This window comes from Mesocryomonas lacus (assembly GCF_055730135.2).
On sequence record NZ_JBUZWE020000002.1, the window covers coordinates 128,302 to 151,796 of the forward strand.

At 68.0% G+C, this 23,495-nt stretch carries 22 protein-coding genes; 13 read left to right on the forward strand and 9 right to left on the reverse strand.

The features are described from left to right. Nucleotides 1–8: 8 nt before the first annotated feature. Together ACZLZY_RS03535 and cbiB are read left to right on the forward strand one after the other, a co-directional pair. Nucleotides 9–1,313, forward strand: a complete 1,305-nt coding sequence (locus ACZLZY_RS03535) for a cobyrinic acid a,c-diamide synthase CobB (RefSeq protein ID WP_472932063.1) — start codon at nt 9–11, stop codon at nt 1,311–1,313. 157 nt (nt 1,314–1,470) lie between these two features. After that, a complete protein-coding gene (gene cbiB / locus ACZLZY_RS03540) occupies nt 1,471–2,514 on the forward strand; it encodes an adenosylcobinamide-phosphate synthase CbiB (protein WP_472932064.1) in 1,044 nt (347 codons plus the stop codon). Between the two features lie 3 nt (nt 2,515–2,517). On the opposite strand, the gene ACZLZY_RS03545 is transcribed toward cbiB, so the two are convergent. After that, nucleotides 2,518–3,294 (reverse strand): adenosylcobinamide-GDP ribazoletransferase, encoded by a 777-nt coding sequence (locus ACZLZY_RS03545; RefSeq protein ID WP_472932065.1) that lies wholly within the window; start codon nt 3,292–3,294, stop codon nt 2,518–2,520. Nucleotides 3,295–3,516: 222 nt separating this feature from the next. Here ACZLZY_RS03545 and cobT point away from each other — a divergent pair, with 222 nt between their 5' ends. Then, nucleotides 3,517–4,533 (forward strand): nicotinate-nucleotide--dimethylbenzimidazole phosphoribosyltransferase, encoded by a 1,017-nt coding sequence (gene cobT / locus ACZLZY_RS03550; protein WP_472932066.1) that lies wholly within the window; start codon nt 3,517–3,519, stop codon nt 4,531–4,533. A gap of 49 nt (nt 4,534–4,582) precedes the next feature. On the opposite strand, the gene ACZLZY_RS03555 is transcribed toward cobT, so the two are convergent. The 5 genes from ACZLZY_RS03555 to ACZLZY_RS03575 form a co-directional block, all read right to left on the reverse strand. Next, nucleotides 4,583–6,118, reverse strand: coding sequence for a putative bifunctional diguanylate cyclase/phosphodiesterase (locus ACZLZY_RS03555; protein WP_472932067.1), 1,536 nt, complete (start codon nt 6,116–6,118; stop codon nt 4,583–4,585). Between the two features lie 171 nt (nt 6,119–6,289). Then, nucleotides 6,290–6,490, reverse strand: coding sequence for a DUF3329 domain-containing protein (locus ACZLZY_RS03560; RefSeq protein ID WP_472932068.1), 201 nt, complete (start codon nt 6,488–6,490; stop codon nt 6,290–6,292). Between the two features lie 222 nt (nt 6,491–6,712). Beyond that, complete coding sequence (locus tag ACZLZY_RS03565; protein ID WP_472932069.1) at nt 6,713–7,006, reverse strand: type II toxin-antitoxin system RelE/ParE family toxin; 294 nt, start codon at nt 7,004–7,006, stop codon at nt 6,713–6,715. Further along, complete coding sequence (locus ACZLZY_RS03570) at nt 6,993–7,247, reverse strand: ribbon-helix-helix domain-containing protein (RefSeq protein WP_472932070.1); 255 nt, start codon at nt 7,245–7,247, stop codon at nt 6,993–6,995. Before ACZLZY_RS03570 ends, ACZLZY_RS03565 begins: the two co-directional genes overlap by 14 nt. A gap of 109 nt (nt 7,248–7,356) precedes the next feature. Then, entirely contained in the window at nt 7,357–8,238 is an 882-nt protein-coding gene (locus ACZLZY_RS03575; RefSeq protein WP_472932071.1) for a LysR family transcriptional regulator, read from the reverse strand. A 122-nt stretch (nt 8,239–8,360) separates the two neighbouring features. On the opposite strand from ACZLZY_RS03575, the gene ACZLZY_RS03580 reads away from it, so the two are divergent. Further along, nucleotides 8,361–9,860, forward strand: a complete 1,500-nt coding sequence (locus ACZLZY_RS03580) for a CoA-acylating methylmalonate-semialdehyde dehydrogenase (RefSeq protein WP_472932072.1) — start codon at nt 8,361–8,363, stop codon at nt 9,858–9,860. Between the two features lie 275 nt (nt 9,861–10,135). Here the strand turns inward: ACZLZY_RS03580 and sthA are convergent, their stop codons facing one another. Beyond that, on the reverse strand, nt 10,136–11,611 hold the full coding sequence (sthA, locus tag ACZLZY_RS03585) for a Si-specific NAD(P)(+) transhydrogenase (protein WP_472932073.1): 1,476 nt from the start codon (nt 11,609–11,611) through the stop codon (nt 10,136–10,138). A 303-nt stretch (nt 11,612–11,914) separates the two neighbouring features. On the opposite strand from sthA, the gene pabB reads away from it, so the two are divergent. Genes pabB through ACZLZY_RS03600 form a run of 3 tightly spaced genes read left to right on the forward strand, consistent with a single transcriptional unit; the run spans nt 11,915 to nt 14,782 of the window. Beyond that, entirely contained in the window at nt 11,915–13,342 is a 1,428-nt protein-coding gene (gene pabB / locus ACZLZY_RS03590; protein WP_472932074.1) for an aminodeoxychorismate synthase component I, read from the forward strand. Beyond that, nucleotides 13,339–13,935, forward strand: a complete 597-nt coding sequence (locus tag ACZLZY_RS03595) for an anthranilate synthase component II (protein WP_472932075.1) — start codon at nt 13,339–13,341, stop codon at nt 13,933–13,935. The genes pabB and ACZLZY_RS03595 overlap by 4 nt, the downstream gene beginning before the upstream one ends. Next, entirely contained in the window at nt 13,916–14,782 is an 867-nt protein-coding gene (locus tag ACZLZY_RS03600) for an aminotransferase class IV (protein WP_472932076.1), read from the forward strand. The genes ACZLZY_RS03595 and ACZLZY_RS03600 overlap by 20 nt, the downstream gene beginning before the upstream one ends. Nucleotides 14,783–14,795: 13 nt before the next feature. On the opposite strand, the gene ACZLZY_RS03605 is transcribed toward ACZLZY_RS03600, so the two are convergent. Then, nucleotides 14,796–15,206, reverse strand: coding sequence for a diacylglycerol kinase (locus tag ACZLZY_RS03605; RefSeq protein ID WP_472932077.1), 411 nt, complete (start codon nt 15,204–15,206; stop codon nt 14,796–14,798). Nucleotides 15,207–15,451: 245 nt separating this feature from the next. Here ACZLZY_RS03605 and ACZLZY_RS03610 point away from each other — a divergent pair, with 245 nt between their 5' ends. Beyond that, a complete protein-coding gene (locus ACZLZY_RS03610; RefSeq protein ID WP_472932078.1) occupies nt 15,452–15,937 on the forward strand; it encodes a MarR family winged helix-turn-helix transcriptional regulator in 486 nt (161 codons plus the stop codon). A gap of 207 nt (nt 15,938–16,144) precedes the next feature. After that, nucleotides 16,145–17,101, forward strand: a complete 957-nt coding sequence (locus ACZLZY_RS03615; RefSeq protein WP_472932079.1) for an aldose epimerase family protein — start codon at nt 16,145–16,147, stop codon at nt 17,099–17,101. 52 nt (nt 17,102–17,153) lie between these two features. Here the strand turns inward: ACZLZY_RS03615 and ACZLZY_RS03620 are convergent, their stop codons facing one another. Next, entirely contained in the window at nt 17,154–18,035 is an 882-nt protein-coding gene (locus ACZLZY_RS03620; protein ID WP_472932080.1) for an SMP-30/gluconolactonase/LRE family protein, read from the reverse strand. Nucleotides 18,036–18,202: 167 nt separating this feature from the next. On the opposite strand from ACZLZY_RS03620, the gene ACZLZY_RS03625 reads away from it, so the two are divergent. The 4 genes from ACZLZY_RS03625 to ACZLZY_RS03640 all read left to right on the forward strand — a co-directional run bounded on the left by ACZLZY_RS03625 (nt 18,203) and on the right by ACZLZY_RS03640 (nt 23,484). Then, a complete protein-coding gene (locus ACZLZY_RS03625; protein WP_472932081.1) occupies nt 18,203–19,843 on the forward strand; it encodes an OpgD/OpgG family glucan biosynthesis protein in 1,641 nt (546 codons plus the stop codon). Further along, complete coding sequence (locus ACZLZY_RS03630; protein ID WP_472932082.1) at nt 19,840–20,205, forward strand: hypothetical protein; 366 nt, start codon at nt 19,840–19,842, stop codon at nt 20,203–20,205. The genes ACZLZY_RS03625 and ACZLZY_RS03630 overlap by 4 nt, the downstream gene beginning before the upstream one ends. 100 nt (nt 20,206–20,305) lie before the next feature. After that, entirely contained in the window at nt 20,306–22,189 is a 1,884-nt protein-coding gene (gene mdoH / locus ACZLZY_RS03635; protein ID WP_472932387.1) for a glucans biosynthesis glucosyltransferase MdoH, read from the forward strand. 68 nt (nt 22,190–22,257) lie between these two features. Continuing rightward, nucleotides 22,258–23,484 carry an OpgC family protein gene (locus tag ACZLZY_RS03640; protein ID WP_472932083.1) on the forward strand — a complete coding sequence of 409 codons (1,227 nt, stop codon included), beginning with the start codon at nt 22,258–22,260 and terminating at the stop codon, nt 23,482–23,484. Nucleotides 23,485–23,495 lie beyond the last annotated feature (11 nt).

A 23,495-nucleotide genomic window follows, 5' to 3' on the forward strand; every position in this document is an offset into this window, starting at 1 on the left:
CACACGCGATGCCCGGCCTGCTGATTGCCGCGCCGGCTTCCGGCTCGGGCAAGACCACGGTGACGCTTGGCCTGTTGCGCGCGCTCCGCCGGGCCGGCGCGCGCATCGCCTCGGCCAAGGCCGGACCGGACTATATCGACCCCGCGTTTCATGCCGCGGCAAGCGGGCGTCCTTGCGTCAATCTCGATCCTTGGGCCATGCGGCCGGCGCTTCTTGCTGCGCTGGCCGAGGAGGCAGTCGCGGGAGCGGGCTCCGGTGGGGCGGCCGAGGGTCTCGTCGTCGAGGCGATGATGGGGCTGTTCGATGGCGCTGCCGACGGGACCGGGGCCTCGGCCGATCTCGCCGCTTTGCTCGGGCTGAACGTCGTCCTGGTGGTCGATTGCGCCAAACAGTCGCAGTCGGTCGCAGCGCTGGTGCGCGGGTTTCGCGACCACCGGCCCGAGGTGAGGCTCGCGGGCCTTATCCTCAACCGCGTCGGCAGCGCTAGGCATGCCGGCATGCTGCAGGCGGCGCTCGTGCCGCTCGGCGTGCCCGTGCTGGGCGTGCTGCCGTCGGATCCGGGGCTGGCTCTGCCGGAGCGCCATCTCGGCCTGGTGCAGGCCGGCGAGCATGGCGATCTCGATGCCTTCCTCGACCGCGCCGCTGAATGGGTCGAGGCCGGGCTCGACCTCTCGGCGCTCCGGCGACTGGGAGCGACGCCGGCGCCCGGGGAGGGGCTGGCCGTGCCCCGCCTGCCGCCGCTCGGACAGCACATCGCAGTCGCCCGCGACACCGCCTTCGCCTTTGGCTACCCGCATCTCCTGTCGGGCTGGCGGCAGCAGGGGGCGTCGATCAGCTTCTTCTCGCCGCTGGCGGATGAAGCGCCGGAGGCGGCGGCCGATGCGGTCTATCTGCCCGGCGGCTATCCCGAGCTGCATGCCGGACGGCTCGCGGCGGCCTTGCGGTTCAAGTCCGGCATGCGGGCGGTGGCGGATCGCGGCGCCGTGGTCTATGGCGAGTGCGGCGGCTACATGGTGCTGGGCGAGGCGCTGGTGGATGCGGGTGGCGAAGCGCATGCGATGCTCGGCCTGCTGCCGGTCGCCACGAGTTTCGCCGAGCGACGCCGGCATCTCGGCTATCGCCGGGCGGTGATGGATTTTCCGTGGACGGGCGCGATGGCGGCGCACGAGTTTCATTATGCGAGCATCCTGTCGGAAGACGGGGCCGCGGCGCTGCTCAGGGCGAGCGATGCTATTGGCGCGGATCTCGGGGCCATGGGGCGCCGGGTCGGCACGGTCGGCGGGTCGTTTCTGCACGTGATCGACCGGGCATGATCGCGCGGGGTTGCCGGGCCACGACCCCCCTCTGCCCTGCCGGGCATCTCCCCCTCAAGGGGGGAGATCGGCGCGTCCCGGGTCGCACCACCGTATCGCAGCCGGCGGAGCGCCGCGTGCCGCCCCCGACGCGCCGATCTCCCCACCCGAGGGGGAGATGGCCGGCAGGCCAGAGGGGGGCGCGCTGCCGCCGCGGGACAGGCCCTGGAGAAACACCGACGTGACGGCGCATTTCCTCATCCTTCTCCTCGGCACGCTCCTCGACCGCCTGATCGGCGATCCCGACTGGCTGTGGCGGCGCTGGCCGCATCCGGTGGTGTGGATCGGAAGGGCGATCGGCGGGCTCGACCGTCGCTTCAACCGCGAAGACCTCTCCTTCGCCGCGCGCTGCCGCAACGGCGTTGTCGCCATCCTCGGGCTGATGGCGGTGGCCATCCTCTCGGGCCTGGCGCTGCACGCGCTGCTCGCCCGGCTTGGGTCCATCGGCCTCGTCCTCGAAGCCGGCATCGTTGGCATCTTCCTCGCCCAAAAGAGCATGGCCGAGCATGTCCGCCGCGTCGCCGAAGCGCTGGAGACCGGCGGGCTCGCCGAGGGGCGGCGGGCGGTGTCGATGATTGTCGGGCGCGATCCCGACCAGCTGGACGAGGCCGGTGTCTGCCGCGCGGCGATCGAGAGCCTTGCCGAGAACGCCTCGGACGGCATTGTCGCGCCGTGGCTGTTCTACCTCGTCTTCGGCCTACCCGGCCTTCTCGCCTACAAGGTGGTGAACACTGCCGATTCGATGATCGGCCACATGAGCGAGCGTCACCGTGCTTTCGGCTGGGCGGCCGCGCGGCTCGACGATCTCGCCAACCTCGTGCCGGCGCGGGTCAACGCGCTGATGTTCGCGGTTATCGCCCCGACGCTGCCGGGCGCGCGGGGTTCTCGCACTGTGTGGCGCATCGCCCGGCGCGATGCCGGCCTGCACCGCTCGCCGAATGCCGGCTGGCCGGAGGCTGCGGCCGCCGCTGCACTCGGCCTCGCCTTCGGCGGTCCGCGGCGCTACGGCGCGCTGGTGGTCGATGCGCCGCTGCTGCATCCCGAGGGGCGCCTTGCCGCTACAGGGGAAGACATCGACCGCGCTCTGGTGCTGCTGCGGCGCCTGTCGAACCTTCTGATCGCGCTGGCGCTCGGGCTGTTCCTCGTCGCGGGTCTCGGGTGATTTTCAGCCGGCGCTGACGGCGATCGCAAAGCCCAGCAGCGCTGCGATCTCGGTGAGCTGCTGGGCGGCGCCGAGGCAGTCGCCGGTCTGGCCGCCGAGCCGGTGAGTGATAAACTTGCGGAACTGGCCGAGGATCAGGAGGCAGAGAAGCAGCGGCAGGACGGCGCCGAGCGGCCCGGCGGCGATCCCACTGAGGACCAGCAAGCCGCCGCCGATGAGCCCGGCGATCCTGCCTGCGCGCGCCGGGGGCTGGCCGATCCGGGCGGCAAGGCCCCGCGGGTCGGCGCTCGGCAGGCTCGACCAGAGCCAAGCCATGGCGCCGCGGCTCGCCGCCGCGACCGCCAGCACGGCCAAGGCCGCAAGGCCGGGCCGTGCCGCGACGAGTTCCGCCAACAGCGAGATGCGGAGCGCCAGCGACAGGATCAGCGCCAGCGCGCCATAGGCGCCGATGCGGCTGTCCTTCATGATCGCCAGCGCCCGGGCCTTTGGCTTGTGGCCGCCGAGCCCATCGGCGACGTCGCCGAGGCCGTCCTCGTGCAGGCCGCCGGTGACGAGCACCATCGCCGTCACCGCGATCACGGCAATGCTCGTGGCGGACAGGCCGAGCGCGCTGCCGAGGAGGATCAGCAGCGCTGCCGGTAAGGCGGCGACGAGGCCGGCCAGCGGAAAGGCGTGCGCGTCGAGCCCCAGGGGATGCGCGCCGGTGAAGGCGCGCGACGCGGCGGGCAGGCGGGTGAGGAAGGCGAGGGTGCGGAGGGTGCTGGCGAGGAGTGGCGGCATGCGCCTTCATAGCGCGCCGAACGGCCTGCCGATATGCCCGGTGGATCCGGCGGTGTGATCCCCGGTGGTCCGGCCGACCGCTGCCCGGCAGGACACTCCCTGGCAGGACGGTGCTGCCCCCGGCGAGGGAGCGAAAGCGTGAGGGCCATGTACAGCGCGGCAGCGCGGCTTTAAGTCAGGCGCCTGATCCCTGCCTGTTTCCGGCTCGCCACGAGGTTCTCCATGTCCGCCACCGGCCTTCCCTTCGACGACATCCGCGCCCTCGTCCGGCAGATGCCGGGCCCGGACGTTGCCGCCGTCAACGCCAAGCGGGCGCGCGAGGGGCAGCTGACGAAACCCGCGGGCTCGCTCGGCCGGCTGGAGGAGATCTCGGAATGGCTCGCCGCCTGGCAAGGCCGCGCCCCGGCGGTGACGCGGCCGCTGGTGGCGATCTTCGCCGGCAATCACGGCGTCGCGGCCAAGGGCGTCTCGGCCTATCCGCCGGAGGTGACGGTGCAGATGGTTTCGAACTTCGCCGCCGGGGGTGCGGCGATCAACCAGATCTGCGCGGCCTACGACCTCGGCCTGAAGATCTTCGACCTTGCCCTCGAAGTGCCGACCGCCGACATTTCCGAAGAGGCGGCGATGGACGAGCGCACCTGCGCGGCGACCATGGCCTTCGGCATGGAGTGCCTGATGGGCGAGCCGGATCTCCTGTGCATCGGCGAGATGGGCATCGGCAACACCACGATCGCCGCCGCCGTCTTCGCCGCGCTGTTCGGCGGGCCGGCGAGCGACTGGGTCGGCCCCGGCACCGGCCAGGGCACCGAGGGCATGGCGCGCAAGGCGGCCGTGGTCGAGCAGGCGCTGGCGCTGCATGCCGATCATCTCGGCGACCCGCTGGAAGTGCTGCGCCGGCTCGGCGGCCGCGAGCTCGCGGCGATGGCCGGGGCGATCGTCGCCGCGCGCCTGCAGCGCGTGCCGGTGATCATCGACGGCTATGTCGCGACCGCGGCGGCAGCGATCCTCTGGTCGATCGACAAGTCGGCGCTCGACCACTGCCTGTTCGGCCATGTCTCGGCCGAACCTGGCCATATCGACGCGCTGGAGGCGATGGACAAGGTGCCGCTGCTGGCGCTCGGCATGCGTCTCGGCGAGGGTACGGGCGCGGCGATCGCGGCCGGCATCGTCAAGGCGGCCGCCGCTTGTCATTCCGGCATGGCGACCTTCGAGATGGCGGGCGTCACCGGCAAGGCATGATCGCTGATGCGCCGCACCACCGGCGGGCGCCGCTGGGCCGCACGGTGCCTCAGGCGCAGTCGCGGTGGGTCGGCGCGTTCTCGATGAAGGTCGCCACGTCCGACGCCTGCATGGCCTTGCCGAACAGATAGCCCTGGCCATTGCTGCAGCCGAGCAGCTTGAGGTGCTCGTACTGGCTGGCGAGTTCGATCCCCTCGGCCGTGGTTTCGACGCCGAGCCCCTGACCGAGCCCGACGATCGACTTCACGATCTTCGCCTGCTTCTCGTTGGCTTCGAACGAATTGACGAAGCTGCGGTCGATCTTGATCCGGTCGAACGGGATGTTGGCCAGCTGCGACAGGCTGGAGAAGCCGGTGCCGAAATCGTCGATGGCGATACGGATGCCGGCCGCCCGCAGCTCCCCGATGATCGCCATGGCCGCGTCGAGATCCCGGACCACGGCGCTCTCGGTGACCTCGAGTTCGAGGCGCTTGGCCGGCAGGCCGGTGTCCATGAGAATACGTATAATGCGAAGGCCGAGAAGGCGGTCGGTCAGCTGGGTCGGCGACAGGTTGAAGGCGAGATAGGTCTCGGCCGGCCAGGTTCTGGCGTCGAGGCAGGCCTGCCGCAGCAGCTGGCCCGACAGTTCGGTGATGAGGCCGGCCTCCTCGGCGAGCTCGATGAAGGTCGAGGGCGGCACCGCGGTGCCATCATCGAGCGTCCACCGGGCGAGCGCCTCGAAGCCACGGACCGCTCCCGTCTGCATGTCGACCAGTGGCTGGTAGTGCGGGCGGATGCTACCGCTGGTGATCGCCTTGCGCAGCGCCCGCTCGAGGTCGATCCGCTCCGCCAGAGCGTTCTGGAGGCTCGGATCGTAGGTGCAGACCGAGTTCCGGCCCTGGCGCTTGGCGGCATAAAGCGCGAGGTCCGCCTGCTGCATGGCCGCCTCCACCCCATGCCTCCCGCCGCAAGCTGCAAGGCCGACGGAGGCGCCGACTTCCACCTGGAGATCGGCGATCACCAAGGGACTGCTGAGGACCTGCACGATCTCCTCGCAGAGCGCCTTGGCCGCACTCCCCGTGCGGGGCGTGACGAGAAGGAACTCGTCGCCGCCGAGACGGATCGCGACATCCACCGGAAAGCTCTCGCTCAGGCGCCGGCCGATCGCGATGAGAAGCTCGTCGCCGCCGTGATGGCCGACGAGATCGTTGACCTTCTTGAAGCCGTCGAGGTCGATGGCGATGACGGAGCCGACCGATGACAGGCCCCAGTCGCCGTCGGCGAGGCGCGCCTCGAGGAAGTGGCGGTTCGGCAGCCGGGTCAGCGGGTCGTGATAGGCAAGCCATTCGGCGTAGCCCTCGGCCTTGTTGCGCTGGACGGCCTCCCGCTTCAGATCGGCGAGCCGCCGCCAGGCATAGACAAAGCCGAGCAGCCCCGTCGTCAGGAGGCCGAGGACGAGGTCGTCGGCCTGCCAGTGCTCGTTCTGCTCGAAGTATCCATGCAGGACCTCGTGCGCGTCGATGTGCTGCAGCAGGCCCCAGGCAACGACACCGAAAGCCAAGAGGATCGCGGCGTCACGGGTGGCCGCGTCGGGAAAGAGGCGCATGCGGATTCTCCCAGTCGCGGGTAACGGTAGCTTGCTATCAAAATGATGAAGAATCGTTTGCAGGTGTCACAAAAATCCGCCCGGGAGCGCCGCATTTTCTGTTGGAGCGGCCCTGGACGGAGAAGGCGCCCGCCCGCAAAAGGTGCGATCCTGCGGCGGTGGTCGGCGCTGCTACTTCACTTCGCCGGGCTGCTTCGGATAGGTGATCAGGAAGGTCCAGGCGGAGTAGACGGCGATGCCCAGCGTCAGCATGCCCCAGACCTGTTCGCCGTGATACCACTCGACCGCACTCCAGGCCGCCGTCACCGCGACGATGGCGATCCGGCGCCAGAGCGGGCGGAAGAAGGGGTGTTCCTGGTTCGACATCGCCATGCGCAAAGCTCCTGCACTGCGGCCGACGGACTTGAGGGCGTCCCCGGCCGCGCTGGCCCGTGATAGGCGGCATGAGGCGCGGCGTAAACCATCGCCTCAGTTGGCATTCCGAACGGTGCTCGATTGCTCTAAACCGCCACCAGCCTGGAAATGACCTCCCAAGGCCGTTTTATTTCTGGATCGACAGCCTCATTGTTCGATGAAGTAGGTCCTTCGGACCGCCTACCTCTGCAAATATTTGAACGTATCCTGGCCTGCGCCAAGAATGTCGAGGACCAGTATCGAGGTTTCGTCGCTTACGTAATAAATCGTATGTCGGCGGTGCACGAAGCAACGCATGTTCGCGCGTCTTTCCAAGGCCTTGCCCAGCGCCGAATTTGCCCGAAGAAGCTCGAAGGCATGGTGCAGGCTGTCGAAATAGAGGTCGGCCTGCGTCTCGCCGAAGGTCAGCAGTGAATAGGCATAGATCTCCGCCAGCCTCTCCTCGGCCTTGCGCGAAAGCCTATAGCCGGCCATCCGCCTTCAGCCTCGCCTTCACGGCCGCCATGATCTCAGGCAGTTGCCGGTCGCCGACGCCGCTCGCGAGTGCCTCGTCGAGCCGTTCGTACAGCGCATCCGTGTCGAGGGGCCGGCTCTCCCGGTCCTGGCGGAGGAGAGCTTCCACGAAGTCGCTGGCGTCGGCATAGGCGCCTTCCTCGACGCGGCGCGCGACATAGGCGTTGATGTCGTCGGGCAGGGAGATGGAGATCTGTCCCATGTTCAGCACCTCGCTTCGTCGATGGCTGGATTATAGCGCAAGTGGCCAACCTTCGCGAAGGCCTCTCCGAGCGGGCGCAATGGCGAGGAGGAATAAGGGTGAGGCGGCGTCAGAGGAAGCCTGCCTTCTCCGCCTCCACCATCTCGCGGATCGCCGCTGCCACCGCGGCGACGGCGGCGTTGCCGCGGGCGCTCTCGTGATAGACCAGCCAGTAGGCGCGGCGCAGTTCCCGCGCCGGCAGGACGCGCTCGAGGCCGGGGCGCTGACGGGCGATGAAGGCATGCAGGATGCCGATGCCCGCACCCGACGCCACCGCCTCGGTCTGCCCGAGCGCCGACGAGATCTCGAAACGGCTGCGGACGTTGCCGGCGATCTCGGCGGCGTAGTCGAGCGCGGGCGTCGACAGGAGATCGCCGACATAGCCGACCAGCCGGTGTCCCGCGAGGTCCTCCAGCGTCGCAGGCCGGCCATGGGCGTCGAGATAGGCGGTCGCGGCATAGAGGCCGAGCGCATAGTCGACGAGCTTCTGCGCTACCAGCCGGCCCTCTTCCGGGCGGTCCATGGTGATGGCGATGTCGGCCTCGCGCCGCGACAGCGAGAAGGCCCGCGGCACCGGCACGAGTTGGATGGTGAGGCCCGGATGCCTTTCCGTCAGGACGCCGACGCGCGCGGCGAGGAAGGCGGTGCCAAAACCGTCGGGCGCGCCGATCCGGATCGTGCCGCTGAGCCCGACCTCGGCACTGCCGAGCAGGGAGCGCGCCGAGAGCATTTCCGCCTCCATGCGTTCGGCGCCCGGCAGTAAGGCGGCGCCGTCGGCGGTCAGCGTGCAGCCGTTCGGCCGGCGCTCGAACAGCTTGGCCGCAAGCGCCTTCTCAAGCTGGTCGAGCCTCCGGCCGACGGTCGCGTGGTTCAGCCCCAGCCGGCGGGCGGCGGCGAGGATCTGGCCGGCGCGGGCGACGGCGAGGAAGAGCCGGATATCGTCCCAGTTCACTTGCATTCACCTTCGAGCGGAGCGGGGACGCTGGTTTTCGCACAACGGATGCGCGTTGGCATGTCTTGATTCGGTCCCGGTTTGGCGGACACTGCGCGGCATATCGGATCAGGGAGACGGACATGACCAGCATCGGCCACTTCATCGACGGCAAGCGCGTGCCGGGCTCGGCCGGCCGCACGGCCGACATCTTCAACCCCGCGACCGGCCAAGTGACCGCGCAGCTGTCGCTCGCGACCGCCGCGGACCTCCAGTCTGCGGTGGACGCGGCGAAGGCCGCGCAGCCGGCCTGGGCCGCGACCAACCCGCAGCGGCGCGCCCGCGTTTTCATGAAGTTCGTGGCGCTGCTCAACGAGAACATGCAGGAGCTCGCCGAGCTTTTGTCCTCCGAGCACGGCAAGACGATTGAGGATTCCAAGGGCGACATCGTGCGCGGGCTCGAGGTCTGCGAGTTCGTCATCGGCATCCCGCATCTCATGAAGAGCGAGTTCACCGAGGGCGCCGGGCCGGGCATCGACATGTACTCGATCCGCCAGGCGGTCGGCATCGGCGCCGGCATCACGCCGTTCAACTTCCCGGCGATGATCCCGATGTGGATGTTCGCACCCGCCATCGCCTGCGGCAACGCCTTCATCCTGAAGCCGTCGGAGCGCGACCCGTCGGTGCCGATGCGCCTCGCCGAGCTGATGATCGAGGCCGGTCTTCCCAAAGGCATCCTGCAGGTCGTGAACGGCGACAAGGAGACCGTCGACGGCATCCTGCAGCACCCCGACATCTCGGCGGTGAGCTTCGTCGGCTCGACGCCGATCGCCGCCTATGTCTATGCCGAGGCTGCCAAATTCGGCAAGCGCGCCCAGACCTTCGGCGGCGCCAAGAACCACATGATCATCCTGCCCGACGCCGATCTCGACCAGGCGGTCGACGCGCTGATCGGCGCCGGCTACGGCTCGGCCGGCGAGCGCTGCATGGCGATCTCGGTGGCTGTGCCGGTCGGCGAGGCGACGGCGAACGCGCTGATCGAGAAGCTGGTCCCGAAGGTCGAGGCGCTGAAGATCGGCCCGGCGACCGATGCCTCCGCCGATTACGGCCCGGTGGTCACCAAGGCCGCCCAGCAGAAGATTCTCGGCCTGATCGAGCAGGGCGTTGCCGAGGGCGCCGACCTGAAGGTCGACGGGCGCGGGTTCAAGATGCAAGGCTATGAGGACGGCTTCTTCGTTGGCTCCTGCCTCTTCGACCACGTCACCCCCGACATGGAGATCTACAAGCAGGAGATCTTTGGCCCCGTCCTCTCGGTGATCCGCGCCAAGACCTACGAGGACGCGATCGCCTTGCCGATGAAGCACGAATACGGCAACGGCGTCGCGCTCTATACCCGCGACGGCGACGCGGCGCGCGATTTCGCCAGCCGCATCAATGTCGGCATGGTCGGCATCAACGTGCCGATCCCGACGCCGATGGCCTACCACTCCTTCGGCGGCTGGAAGCGCTCGTCTTTCGGCGACCTCAACCAGCATGGCCCGGATTCGATCAAGTTCTGGACCCGGACGAAGACCGTCACCTCGCGCTGGCCATCGGGCATCAAGGCGGGCGCCGAGTTCTCGATCCCGACGATCTCGCACTGAGGCTAGAGCGCCGTGCGTCCGTAAGGACGCACAAAGGACGCTCTATCTTTTGAACCTGGCGCCTCGGTCGATGACATGGTGTGCCGGCGAGGCCCCAGCGGTGACGCTGTTTCTTCGCCCCTCCGGGGAGAAGTGGCCGGCAGGTCGATGAGGGGTACGCCGGAAGACCACCGCGCGTCCCTCTCGGGCGAGGCGGCGGTGCTTCCCCTCATCCCGCTGCCGCGACCTTCTCCCCGGAGGGGAGAAGAAGGCAGCCTTACCGGCCGCGCCTTTCGCTATTCGGCGGCGGCCGCGATCTGCGCGGCGGCCACCGGCTCCTTCGCCTCGACCGGATCCGCCGGCTCCGGGATGGCCGCGGACGGCGCGAAGGCGCGGTTCCAGGCGTCGAGGGCGGCAATCTTGTAGGCTTCGGCGAGCGTCGGGTAGTTGAACGTCGACTCCATGAAGTAGTCGATGGTGCCCTTGAGGTTCAGCACGGCCTGGCCGATGTGGACGAGCTCGGTCGCGCCCTCGCCGATGATGTGGACGCCGAGGAGGCGCCGGGTCTTCTTGGAGAAGATCATCTTCATCATGCCGGTCTCAAGACCCATGATGTGGCCGCGCGAGGTCTCGCGGAAGCGGGCGATGCCGCACTCGTAGGCGATCCCGCGCTTGCGGACCTCCTCCTCGGTCATGCCCACGGTCGAGATCTCCGGGACGGAATAGATGCCATAGGGAAAGAATTCCGGCGGCGGCGGCGGGGCGAGGCCGAAGGCGTGGCAGGCGGCGAGCCGGCCCTGCTCCATCGACGTCGAGGCAAGGCTCGGAAATCCGATCACGTCGCCGGCGGCGTAGATGTGCGGCACCGAGGTCTGCAGGGTCTTCGGGTCCACCGTGATCCGGCCGCGGTGGTCACTGGCGATGCCGACGGCGTCGAGGTTCAGCCCGTCGGTCTCGCCGACGCGGCCGGCGGCGAACAGCAGCACGTCGCTGGTCACGTTGCGGCCGCTGGCGATCTCGCAATGCGGCCGGCCAGCATGGTCGAGCGCGACCGACGTCACCTCGGAGCCCAAGCGGATCGAGACGTTGCGGTCGCGCAGTTCGTGCACGAATTCCTCGATCAACTCCTTGTCGACGAAGTCGAGGAAGCTCTCGCGCGGCTCGATCAGCGTGACCGCGACATCGAGGGCGGAGAAGATGGTCGCGTATTCGACGCCGATGACGCCAGCGCCGACCACCGTCAGGCTGCGCGGCAGCTTGTCGATGGTGAGGATTTCGTCGCTGTCGAGCACGTTTGTGCCGTTGAACGGAATGTAGGCCGGGCGGAACGGCCGCGTGCCGCAGGCGATGACCACGAAGGCGGCGGTGTGCACCTCGGCCTCGGTCTCGCTTTCGCGGACCTCGACCTCGTGCGGGCCGAGGAACCGTGCCAGCCCTTGCACCGTCTGCACGTAGTTGCGGCTGAACTGGTGCTCGAGCACGTCGACCTCGTGCTCCAGCGTCTTGGAGGTGCGGGCGAGAAGGTCGGCGGCGGTGATGTCCTTCTTGACGCGGTAGGAGCGGCCGTAGAAGCCGCGCTCGCGCCAGCCAGTGAGGTTCAGCACGGTCTCGCGCATGGTCTTCGAGGGGATGGTGCCGGTGTGGACGGAGACGCCGCCGACCTCGGCGCGCTTGTCGACCACCAGCACGGTCTTGCCGAGCTTGGCGGCTTGGATGGCGGCGCGCCGGCCGGACGGGCCGCTGCCGATGACGATGAGGTCGTAGTCTGCCATGTCGGCACTCCTCGGAGCTTTCCGGGCTGCGGCGGGCCGCAGCGTCGCGCCTGCTTAACCCAGCAAGATTGCGTGAGGCCGACAGGATTCCGTCGCCTGCCGCACCGCAGCATGACGCTATAAGGAGGGCAAAGCATCCCGCGATCAAGGGCCCCGGCGCCCGCGGCCGTGCCTCATCGGCCGAGCCATGCCGGCGCCACGCCTGCGGTGGAACGGCCGGCAGCGGCGGGCGCGGCAAAAGATCGCCGCGGCGCGCCGACTGACGCTTTGACGGAGCCGGGGAAGCATGCTTCACATCCGGCCATGTGGCAGCGACGCATCGATTTCATCGCCCCGGCCGAGGCCGCGGCACGGTTGCGCGGGATGGGCGGGCTCGCCTTCCTCGACAGCGCCATGCCGCATGAGGGCCTCGGCCGCTACGCCTATGTCGCGGCCGCGCCCTTCGCCGCCTTCACCGTCGACGCCGAGGGCGCCGTGTTCGACGGCGTGCGGCTGGAGGGGCGCCCGCTCGACTGCCTGCGGGAGGTGATGCAGCGCTTCGCGATGCCGGCCGTGCCCGGCCTGCCGCCGTTCCAGGGTGGCGCGATCGGCGCCATCGGCTATGATTTCGCCCAGCATCTCGAGGAACTCGACCAACCGCCGGGGCTCGATCCAGAGGCGCCGTCGCTGCTCCTGCACTTTTACGACACAGTTCTCGCCTTCGACCTCGAGGCGGAAAGTGCAACCCTTCTCTCCTCAGGTTTCCCGGCGGCGGAAAGCGACCGCGCCGCCCGGGCCGAGGCCCGCATCAACGCGTTCCTTGCGGCGCTCGAACGGCCTGCGGAGCGAGCTCCCGCCGCCGGGAGTGCGACGCTCGCCTGGTCGTCGAACTTTACCCGCGTGCGCTACGAGGCGGCGATCGAGACCGTGCGGGAGTACATCCTTGCCGGCGACATCTACCAGGCGAACGTCGCCCAGCAGTTCACCGCGACGCTCCCCCCGAAGTTCGACGGTTTTGCCTTCTATGAGCGCCTGCGGGCGGCCAATCCGGCGCCGTTCGCCGCCTATCTCGAGTTTCCCGGCCTGACGATCGCCTCCTCCTCGCCCGAGCGCTTCCTGAAACTCTCGGGACGCAGCGTCGAGGCGCGGCCGATCAAGGGCACCGCGCCGCGCTCCGCCGACCCGGAGGAGGATGCAGCGCTCGGCGCCGCCCTTGTCGCCTCGGAAAAGGACCGGGCGGAGAACATCATGATCGTCGATCTCCTGCGCAATGACATCGCCCGCGTCGCGACGCCCGATTCGGTCGAGGTGCCGGTGCTCTGCGGCCTCGAGAGCTATGCGGGCGTGCACCATTTGACCTCGGTGGTCTCGGCGACGCTGCGCGGCGACGCCGACGGGCTCGACCTCATCGCGGCCGCCTTTCCCGGCGGATCGATCACCGGCGCGCCGAAAATCCGGGCGATGGACATCATCACCGAGATCGAGGCTACGGCGCGCGGCATCTATTGCGGCTCGATCGGCTATCTGGGCTTCGACGGCGCGCTCGACCTCAACATCGCCATCCGCACGGTGACGCTGGCGAACGGCCGCGCCACGCTGCAGGCCGGCGGCGGCATCACTGTCCTCTCCGACCCGGCCGCGGAATATGAGGAAACGCTGACCAAGGCCGCGCGGGTGTTTGCCGCTTTCGAGGCTGCGCCTGCCGAAGGCAAGGGCGAGCCCGCGCCCGTGCCGGCCGGGGACGCCGCATGATCCTTGTCGTCGACAATTACGATAGCTTCGTCTTCAACGTCGCCCGCTATGTCGAGCGCGCGGGCGGCCGGACCGATGTGATGCGCAACGACAAGGTCACGGTCGACGAGATCGTGGCGAGGGCGCCGCGCGCCATCGTCGTCTCGCCCGGCCCTTGCAGCCCGGCCGAGGCGGGGGTCTCGCTGGAGCTGATCGAGAAGTTGTCGGGCACGGTGCCGATCCTCGGCGTGTGCCTCGGCCACCAGTGCATCGGCGAGGTTTTCGGCGGCAAGGTCGAGCGGGCGCGCCGGCCGCTGCACGGCCGCGCCTCGGCGATCCGGCACGACGGCCGGGACCTCTTCGCCGGCGTGCCGAGCCCGATGCAGGCGGGGCGCTATCACTCGCTGATCGTCGAGGAAACCGAGGCGATGGCCGGGCAACTCGTCGTCGATGCCCGTTCGGAGGAGGGGGAGGTGATGGGCTTGCGGCACCGCGAGCACCCGACCTTCGGCATCCAGTTCCACCCGGAATCGGTGCTGACGCCCGAGGGCCTCACCCTCTTCAAGAATTTTCTCGGGCTTGCGGAGCGCTGGCATGCAGACCGTCTGGACTAAGGGCGGCTTCGTGCCCGCCGACACCGCGGTCGACGCGCGCGACCGTGGCTTCCTGCTCGGCGACGGCCTGTTCGACACGGCGCTGGCGATCGGCGGCACCGTCTTCCGGCTGAAGCAGCACGTGGCGCGGCTGGCGGCGGCGCTGGAACTCGTGGAAATTCCGGTCGAGGCCGCCGAGATCGAGGCGGCGATGACGGCGCTGGCGGAGCGCCAAGGTGACGGCTCGATCCGCCTCACCGTGACCCGCGGTCCCGGCCAGCGCGGGCTTCGCTTGCCGTCCGAGCCGGCGCCGCTGATTCTGGGCTCCAGCGCACCGCTGACGCCCTCGCTGATGTTCGCCCCGATCCGCTGCGCGATGGCCGAGGTGCGCCGCAACGAGACCTCGCCGCTGTCGCGGATCAAGAGCCTTGGCTATCTCGACGCCATCCTCGCCTCACGCCGGGCGGAGCGGGAAGGGGCGAGCGAGGCGCTGTTCCTCAACACCAAGGGCGTCGTCGCCTGTTCCTCGCTCGGCAATCTCTTCGTCGCCGAGGGCATGGACCTCGCGACCCCGCCGCTGAAGGATGGCGTCCTGCCCGGCATCACCCGTGGCTGGGTGATCGAGGAGGGCGAGGATTTCGGCCTGCGCCCGATCGAGCGCTCGGTCACGCCGAAGAGCCTCGACGCCGCCGACGGGCTGTTCCTCACCAACAGCCTGCGGCTGATCTCGCCGATGACGCTGTCTGGAAAGGCGGAGAGCGCCGACGTGCCGGAGGCGGTCCGCCAGTTGATGATCGGGCTCTGCGAGGCGATCGCCCGCGACTGCGGCAAGGACCCGCGCGACCTCGGCGCGAAGCTGCCAGGCTAAGGCGCTTCGGACGTCAGCGCCGCCCGGCGCCGCCGGCGAGCAGCCAGGCTGGATCGAACCATGTATCGGCCGGGCCGTCATAGGGCACGCGGTTGATGTCCCAGTGCCGGACGAAGGGGGCGTAGACGTCCCAGACCCGCGGGCCGCCGCCGACATAGACGACGCGGTCGGGGAAGCGCGACAGCACTTCCTGCGGGTCCTCGTGCGAGCGGATTTCGACGATGGTGCGGTCGAGCTTCACGAAGGGCGGGAAGGACGCCACGGTGCGCGGGCCGGCGATCAGCACGTGGCCGCGGCTGACCTCGAAGAAGCGCTCGACGTCCTCGACGAAGGGACGGCCGGGATTGCCTTCCCAGGGCAGCACGCCGTCGAGGCCCAACTGGCCGCTATGGCCGATGGCACAGATCACCCTGATATCGGCCATGTCTTTCTCCGTTGAACGTCGCCGCGATCCACGCCAGCCTGCACAAACCCGCTACAACCGAACGAAATCGTACGGGGGCTGCCGCAACGAAAGGCTGAATTGTCAGTCGTGCATAGCGGCGGTATGAAGGACTTCGCGCAAATTGCAACGATCGGTCGCACGACTTGAATTGATGAAGGATTAACACTCCACAGCGACCGTTTCTGCCGATTTGGATCTTTGCTCTTATGGAAGATACCCGGACTTTGACTCCCAGCTTGATCAATGGGCGTAATTCGCCGGTGTCGAGCGGGGCCGATACCAGCCATATCGTCCCGTCGCTGCTCTCCATCGCTAAGTCGACCCGCGCCTTCCTCACCTTGGTGCTCAGCGAAATCGACCTGCATCCCGGCCAGGACCAGCTGCTCAACAGGCTGGAGCGGGACGCGCCGGTCAGCGTTTCGGCGCTCGCCGACCAGCTCGCCGTTCGCCCGTCGACCGTCTCCAAGATGCTCGACCGGCTGATCGAGAAGAAGCTGGTGCTGCGGGCCGCAAGCAACCGCGATGCCCGGCGCACCATGGTGATGCTGACCGAGGAGGGCGAGGCGGCCAAGGCCGCTGTCAAGGTGATCTGGGACCGGCTGGAAGCCGATCTCGTCAGTTCGCTGAGCCTTGCCGACGTCGCCCGGGTGACCTCGGTTCTGGACCAGGTCGACGATCTCCTCAGCGCCAAGCTGCGCCGGCTTCGCTAGCGCCCTACGGGTTTTCTCTGGGCTCTTCCTGCCAAGGCACGTGCGTGGTGCGCCGGTTTGACTTCCTCCCGCCCGGTCTCCTACAGCATCCCCCGGAAACCGGAGCGTTTTCCGGGGGCGCCGTTCTCAAGGAACGGGCGGCCGCCTGGAGCGGCAGCGTTCCCGTGGCGCCTTTTTCCCGGCGGCCGGCGGGCGGAGGAGACGGACATGACCGAGACGGTAACGCTGAAGACGGGCTCGATCGAGGTCGTCGTCCTCACGGCGGGGGCGTCGATCCAGTCTGTCCACCTCGCCGGGGTCGCGCATTCGCTGGTGCTCGGCACGCCCGACGCGTCCTTCTACGGGCCGGCCAACCGCGCCTTTCTCGGCGCCACCATCGGCCGCAATGCCAACCGCCTCGGCGGTGGCCGCCTGCCGGTCGACGGGACGGTGCACCAGCTCTCGATCAACGAGCCGCCGAACCAGCTGCATGGCGGCACGACAGGCTTATGGGCGCGCGAATGGACCATCGCGGAAAGCCGAGCGGACCGGGTGGTCATGACCCTCGTCTCGCCCGACGGCGCGGACGGCTATCCCGGCACCGCCAGCGTCCGGGCGATCTTCGCCGTCGAGGATTCCGGCACCCTCGTCATCCGCTACGAGGGAACGGTCGACCGGCGCAGCGTCCTCAACATGACGTCGCATCTCTATCTCAATCTCTCCGGCGAGGCTTCCACCCGCGATCATCTGCTGCAGGTCGGGGCCGAGGCCTATCTGCCGGTCGATGCGGCGCTGATCCCAACCGGCGCGGTGCAGCCGGTGGAGGGGACGGGCTTCGACTTCCGGACGCCCCGGCGTCTTTCCGACGGGCCGGACATGCTGGACCATAACTTCTGCCTCGACGGCGGCCGCACGGCCCGGCCGCGGCCGGTGGCGACGGTGCGCGGCGGCGGCGTCGAGCTCGAGCTTTCCACCACCGAAAGAGGCCTGCAGGTCTATGACGGGGCGCTGTTCGACGGCACGATCACCGGCCTCGACGGGCAAGGGATCGCCGCCTATGGCGGCATCGCCTTCGAGCCGCAGGAGTGGCCGGACGCGCCGAACCAGAAGGATTTTCCGCCGACGCTGCTCGGCCCCGGCGACGCCTACGCCCATGAGAGCGTCTACCGCTTCCGCCGCGTCTGACCCGGGGCGGCGACGCTTCATTCTCGCCAGCCGTGGCCGGACCCGTGGTCCGTCAGCCGAGGCGCACCGGAGGGTCGAGCCGGCCGCGGCATCCGATGTCGATGATGAAGGTCTTGCCGGACTGCGGGTGGCGGGCGAGCTCCTCAGGGCTCAGCTCGTCGCGCGCGGTGGTGATGGCGAGCCAGGAGAGGGTCGGGCCGCAGAAGGCCGGGCAGGTGGTGTTCGGGCCGCCGGTGGCGATCTCGCCGAGGAGGGTGGCGTCGCGGTCGAAGATGTCGACGCGCGCGCCGCCCCAGCGGGCGCTATAGAGGCGACCGTCGCGATCGAGGACGGCGCCGTCCGGACCGCTGGGATCGCCGGGGACCGCCTGGTGGAACACTTCCGGCTCGCCCATCGGCAGGCCTGTCGCGGGGTCGGTGGCGACTCGCCAGATCGTGCCGCGCGGGGTGTCGGAGAAATGCGCGTAGCTGCCATCCTCGGCAAAGCAGATCGCATTGCCGACGGTGAGGCCGGTGTAGAGCTGGCGCAGTTCCCCCTTGAAGAACCAGTAGATCGACCCGGCGCCCTCGGTCTTGTCGAGCGCCATGGTGGAGCACCAGAAGGCGCCGCAAGGATGCGTGCGGCCGTCATTGCTGCGCAGGTCCGGCCGGTCCGCCTCGATTGCCGCCAGCCGCTCCAGCGCGCCGTCGGAGCGCTGACGACGCCAGAGGCCGCTGGCGAGGAAAACCATGTCGCTCTCGGCATCGACTGCCGCGCCGGCCGAGCCCATCTCGGGCAACGGCTCCTCGGTCGTCATGTTTGTGACGAAGTCGTGGGTAAGCTTCTTCTGGCCGGGAATATCGAACCAGGCGAGTGCCCCGGTCATTGGGTTCACGGCAATTCCCTCGCCGAGCACCGCCGCCACCTCGCTCAATACGCCCGCAACCTGCCGCATCTTTCCTCGTCCCAAACCGCTTCGATCCTTCGTCAACGCTTTGGTCACGCAGATGGCGCATTAGAGCGTTATTAAGAGTCCCAATCGCCAGCCACTCGCTATGCAATGCGCAGAATTGTGCATATGCTAAGGGAGTGAGCAGCTGCACTATAAAAAGATCGATCTAGTTGAAACAGCGTCCCTATTTCTCCCGCCGCACCGCCCTGAAGATGGGCGTCGCCGCCGCCGTAATGGCGGCCGCCGCCGGCCCTGGTGCCGCGCAGGAATCGGCGCCTCCGCCGGCTCCCGTCCCGCCGGCGCCCACGCCCCCGGCTCCGCCGGCGCCCGGCGCCGAGACGACGGTGATCGACAATTTCGACTTTGAGTCCTTCTCGGCGATGATGCGTAAGCGGGCGGAGACGCCCTATGTCGAGAACGAGGCGGCGCTGCCGGAAGCGCTGACCAATCTCACCTATGACGAACATCGCGCCATCCGATTCCGGCCGGATCATGCGCTGTGGCAAGGCGATCCGCTTAGCTTTCAGCTGCAGGCCTTCTATCCCGGCGCGCGGGTCAGCGACACCACGCGGATCTATCTCGGCGACGGCAAGCGCTTCGAGCTGAAGGCCTTCTCCGGCGCCGATTTCGAATACCGCGCGCCGCTCGATCCAACGATCTTCCAGCGCATCACGCTTCCGGGTGTGGCAGGCTTCCGCCTGCACTACCCGCTTCAGCGTCCGGATTATTTCGACGAGCTCGTCACCTTCCTTGGCGCCAGTTATTTCCGGGCGCTCGGCATGGGCAACCGCTACGGCCTGTCGGCGCGGGGCCTTGCCATCAACACCGCGACACAGACGGCGGAAGAGTTTCCGCATTTCAGCGCCTTCTACATCGTCAAGCCGGAGCCGGGCGTGAATACCATCCAGCTCTTCGCCGAGCTGGACAGCCCGAGCCTTACCGGCGCCTACGCCTTCACCATCACGCCTGGCCCGGAGACGCTGATCGACGTCACCGCACGGTTGAACTTCCGCAACGCCGTCGACCGTCTCGGCGTCGCGCCGCTGACCTCGATGTTCACCTTCGGCGAAAACGACCGTCGCAACCGCGACGATTTCCGCCCGGAAGTGCACGATAGCGATGGCCTGTCGATCCACCGGCGCAATGGCGAGCGACTATGGCGCCCGCTGAAGAACCCCGAATCCCTGGCGCTGTCCTATTTCCAGGAAACGTCGCCGGCGGCTTTCGGCCTGATGCAGCGCGACCGTGACTTCTCGCACTACGAGGACATTGAGTCGCGCTACGAGCTTCGCCCGTCGCTGATGATCGAGCCGCTCGGCGACTGGGGTCGCGGCATGGTCGAGCTGGTCGAGATTCCAACCAACTCCGAGATCAACGACAACATCGTCGCCTTCTGGGTGCCGGAGAAGAAGCCCGATGCCGGCAGCCAGTACGAATTCCGCTACCGCATGCGCTGGGGCAATGTCGTGGAGGAGGCCGCGGGCCTCGCCTATGTCGCCGGCACCTATGGTGGCGTCGGTGGCAACGCGGCCGACGAGACGCCGCCGAACACGCGCCGCTTCGCGATCAACTTCATCAAGGGCACCATCGGCAACCTGCCGGCGGACGCCGTGCTGGATGCCATCATCGACACGCCCGACAATGCCAAGCTGGTGCACACGGCGCTCGATCGCCTGCCGGACGGCGGATGGCGCCTGTCGCTCGAGATTCAGAAGCTGAACTCCGCCCCGGTGGAACTGCGGGCGAAACTTTCAATGCTGCAACGCATTGTCACTGAAACATGGCTCTATCAATGGACGGATGCCGTATGACCGTGTTCGCAACACTCCCCGAGAAAACCGTACCGCTCGACCGTGTCGCCCCCTTGCCGCGTCATCCGGTTCGCAGTCTTCGTACATCCGGCACGCTCCTTGGACGTCCCGATCTCTCGGATGAAGCGCTTCTGGCGGCGATCGCCGAGCGTTTGGTCTTCGAGGGTCGTGATCCGTCACACGCCCCTGGCGTGCTGAAGGCAGCTATCGCAGGCAAGCCGCTCGCGCTGGCCATGCTGCGCAAGCTGGTCCTGCCGGCGCCGCAGTCGGCGCTGGTCATGCCGATCCAGTCGATCCTGCGGGAGCGTTCGCCCGAGCGCTCGGCTTCCCCCTGGTCAAAGCTCGTCTCGTTCGGCCGCTGATCTCGGCCGCCAAGCGCTAATTCTGCTAGCTGGCTGCTGGTTCTTTGTTGCTTCTCTTCGTCTGAGCCGTTTTGCGGCCGGGTGGCGGGATGCACGGGAAATTGATAAAGCTACGCGAGACTTCGCACTTCCGGGCCAGGACGCCGTTCCTGGCGTCATGCTTCGTCCGACAATAGGCCGCCCCTTGATCGCCTTTCGCCGTTTCTGCTTCGCCGCCACCGCGGTGATCCTCGCGCTCATCGCCGGCGGACTGTTCGCGTCGATCGTCACCGCCAGCGGCACCAGCCGGCTGCAGGTGCTGCAGGTCTCGCTGCTGACCATCTGCTGCGTCTGGTTGGCATGGGGTTTCAATACCGCCGTCACCGGCATCCTGTCGGGCATCGGCGAGCGCAAGTCGGTCTCCATTCCCTCGCGTTCCAGCCCCAACCGCACCGCCATCCTCGTCCCCGTCTACAACGAGGACCCGAAAGCGGTTTTCGGCCGGATCGCGGCGATGATGGAGGGCCTCAGGGCAATCAAGCGTCTCGACGGCTTCGACTTCCACGTCCTCAGCGATTCCACGAAGGCGGAGTTCGTCGAGGCGGAGCGCCGGGCAACCTTCGTGCTGGCCGCCGAGCTGGAAGTCGCGGGGCACCTCTACTACCGCAACCGCGTCAAGAACATCGGTCGCAAGGCCGGCAATGTCGGCGACTTCGTCACGACGTCGGGCGGCGCCTACGCCTACATGCTGGTGCTCGATGCCGACAGTCTGATGCGGCCGCAGACCATTCTCGAAATGGTCAACCGCATGGATGCCGATCCCGAGCTCGGCCTGCTGCAGACGCAGCCGCTGATCATCGGCCGCCGCACGCTGTTCGGGCGCGCGCTGCAGTTCTCTGCCGCGCTGTTCTCGCCGGTGTTCTCGCGCGGCATCGCCGCGCTGCAGGGCCGCGAGGGGCCGTTCTGGGGCCACAACGCGATGATCCGGGTGAAGGCCTTCGCCGATTGCTGCGGCCTGCCCTCGCTGCCGGGCAAGGCGCCTTTCGGCGGCCACATCCTCAGCCACGACTTCGTCGAGGCCGCACTGCTCGCCCGCGGCGGCTACCGTGTCCGGCTGGATCCCGACCTCGAGGGTTCCTACGAGGAAGCCCCGTCCAACCTCATCGAATATGCCAAGCGTGACCGTCGCTGGTGCCAAGGCAACCTGCAGCACGGCAGGCTGATCACGGCGCCGCAGCTGAACCTCTGGAGCCGCATTGCGCTGGTCTGCGGCATCATGGCCTATGCCGCGTCGCCGATCTGGCTGATGTTCCTGATCGTCTCGCTGCTCGACCCGATCATCGCCGCCGAGCCGAACTATTTCCCCGCCGACTCGCTGTTCCCCGTCTTCCCGACTCCCGAGACCGGCAAGGCGCTGCTGCTCCTGTTTGGCATCTTCCTGCTGCTGCTCTTGCCGAAGACGCTGATCGCCTTCGCGAGCGCCTTCGGCTCCAAGCGCAAGTCGTTCGGCGGTGCCTGGCAGGTGCTGGCGGGTGCCACCGCCGAGCTCGCGATGACCTCGACGCTGGCGCCGATCATGATGATGTTCCAGTCGAAGGCCGTCGGCGAGATCCTGATCGGTGCCGACAGCGGCTGGCCGGCCACCGAGCGCGAAGACGGCAGCTTGCCGCTGCGCGATTCCTTCAAGGCCAGCTGGTACATGGTCATCGCCGGCACCGCGCTGCTTCTCGCGACCTTCTTCTACTCGCCGAACCTCTTCCTCTGGGTCTGCCCGATCGCCGTCCCGCTGATGTTCTCTCCTCTGCTCATCAGCCTGTCCGGCAATCCGCAGCTCGGCGATTTCGCGCGCCGCCACGGCCTCTTCGCCACGCCCTTCGAGCTCGACCCGGAGCCCGTCGTCCGCGCGTCCGAATCCTGGCGTCGCCGGCTGGAAAATATTCTCGACGGCCATGCTGTCGACAAGGAGACCCGCCAGGCTCCGGTCCTGGCTGCCAATCCGGCCTGATCGACGACGATCGTCACCGGCAGCGTGGCATCTCCACTATGCCGATAGCCTTCGGAGCCGAAGAACGCATGCCGTCAGAGACAGCCGTCCCGCCGCCGAAACCCGTCAGAGACCAGCGGGTCGACTTCTACCGCGGCATCGCGCTCGCGATGATTTTCGTCAACCACGTGCCCGGCAACATCTGGGAGAACTACACCTCCCGCAATTTCGGCTTCTCCGATTCCGCCGAGCTCTTCGTCTTCCTCGCCGGGTTCGCCTCGGCCTTCGCCTATGCCAAGCCCTTCCTCGGCGGGGCGCGGCTGGTGACGCTGCTGAAAGCCTGGCGGCGGGCGGGCGTCCTCTACCTCGTCCACATCATGCTGACGATGTTCGCCATCGGCCTGTTCTGCTGGGCGGCGCTCGCTTTCGGGCGCGGCGACATGCTGCTGCATTTCGGGCTCGAGACCTTCATCACCCGGCCGATCGAGGCGCTGGTCGGGGTCATCACGCTCTCGCACCAGCTCGGCTACGTGAACATTCTGCCGATGTATTCGGTGATCCTCCTAATGCTGCCGGTGCACCTTCTCCTGGTGAAGCTCGTCGGGCGGCACGGCATGCTGCTGGCGTCGGGCCTGTTCTGGCTGCTCACCGGACTTTACCGGCTCGACATTCCGAACTTCCCCTATCCCGGCGGCTGGTTCTTCAACCCGCTGGCCTGGCAGTTCATCTTCGCCATCGGCCTGTGGTGCGGCCTGTCGAAATGGCAGCGGTCGCAGCCGGCGGTGCCATATAACGGCACTCTCTACACGCTCGCGATCGCCTATCTCGTCGGCGCCTACGTGTTCGTTGGCCTCGATGCCTGGGGCTCGGAGCGGCTGCTCGGCTGGCCGTTCCTGATCAGCTATTTCGACAAGACCTTCGTCACGCTGCCGCGGCTGCTGCATCTCCTGGCGATGATCTACGTCTTTGCGCACGCGCCGCTCACCTCGCCGCTGCAGCGGGTCGGCGCGAACAACCCCTTCACCCTTCTCGGACGTCATTCCCTACCGGTGTTTGCGCTGGGAACTGCGTTGTCGCTGATCGCGCAGATTGTGCATTTCGGCCGGCCCTCGACCTTCCTCTACGACTCGGTCCTGATCGGCGTGGGCTTGGCTCTGCACTTTGCCCTCGCCGCCTATCTCGACTGGTGGAAGCGCACCAAGCCAGCGCCGAAGGCGGCACCGCGTCCGGTTGTCGCAACGCCCGTCGCGTCGCCGTTTGTCGGGACCATTGCGCCGAAGCAAAGCGAGGCGCTCGCGTCGACGCCGACGGCCTGAGCAACATCAAA

Coding starts and splice junctions, on each gene's coding strand:
- ACZLZY_RS03535 (WP_472932063.1), top strand. CDS start 9: ATGCCCGGCCTGCTGATTGCCGCGCCGGCTTCCGGCTCGGGCAAGACC.
- ACZLZY_RS03615 (WP_472932079.1), top strand. CDS start 16,145: ATGACCGAGACGGTAACGCTGAAGACGGGCTCGATCGAGGTCGTCGTC.
- ACZLZY_RS03560 (WP_472932068.1), bottom strand. CDS start 6,490: ATGGCGATGTCGAACCAGGAACACCCCTTCTTCCGCCCGCTCTGGCGC.
- ACZLZY_RS03580 (WP_472932072.1), top strand. CDS start 8,361: ATGACCAGCATCGGCCACTTCATCGACGGCAAGCGCGTGCCGGGCTCG.
- ACZLZY_RS03600 (WP_472932076.1), top strand. CDS start 13,916: ATGCAGACCGTCTGGACTAAGGGCGGCTTCGTGCCCGCCGACACCGCG.
- ACZLZY_RS03555 (WP_472932067.1), bottom strand. CDS start 6,118: ATGCGCCTCTTTCCCGACGCGGCCACCCGTGACGCCGCGATCCTCTTG.
- ACZLZY_RS03545 (WP_472932065.1), bottom strand. CDS start 3,294: ATGCCGCCACTCCTCGCCAGCACCCTCCGCACCCTCGCCTTCCTCACC.
- ACZLZY_RS03630 (WP_472932082.1), top strand. CDS start 19,840: ATGACCGTGTTCGCAACACTCCCCGAGAAAACCGTACCGCTCGACCGT.
- cobT (WP_472932066.1), top strand. CDS start 3,517: ATGTCCGCCACCGGCCTTCCCTTCGACGACATCCGCGCCCTCGTCCGG.
- ACZLZY_RS03565 (WP_472932069.1), bottom strand. CDS start 7,006: ATGGCCGGCTATAGGCTTTCGCGCAAGGCCGAGGAGAGGCTGGCGGAG.
- ACZLZY_RS03570 (WP_472932070.1), bottom strand. CDS start 7,247: ATGGGACAGATCTCCATCTCCCTGCCCGACGACATCAACGCCTATGTC.
- sthA (WP_472932073.1), bottom strand. CDS start 11,611: ATGGCAGACTACGACCTCATCGTCATCGGCAGCGGCCCGTCCGGCCGG.
- ACZLZY_RS03595 (WP_472932075.1), top strand. CDS start 13,339: ATGATCCTTGTCGTCGACAATTACGATAGCTTCGTCTTCAACGTCGCC.
- cbiB (WP_472932064.1), top strand. CDS start 1,471: ATGGCCGGCAGGCCAGAGGGGGGCGCGCTGCCGCCGCGGGACAGGCCC.
- pabB (WP_472932074.1), top strand. CDS start 11,915: ATGTGGCAGCGACGCATCGATTTCATCGCCCCGGCCGAGGCCGCGGCA.
- ACZLZY_RS03620 (WP_472932080.1), bottom strand. CDS start 18,035: ATGCGGCAGGTTGCGGGCGTATTGAGCGAGGTGGCGGCGGTGCTCGGC.
- ACZLZY_RS03605 (WP_472932077.1), bottom strand. CDS start 15,206: ATGGCCGATATCAGGGTGATCTGTGCCATCGGCCATAGCGGCCAGTTG.
- ACZLZY_RS03640 (WP_472932083.1), top strand. CDS start 22,258: ATGCCGTCAGAGACAGCCGTCCCGCCGCCGAAACCCGTCAGAGACCAG.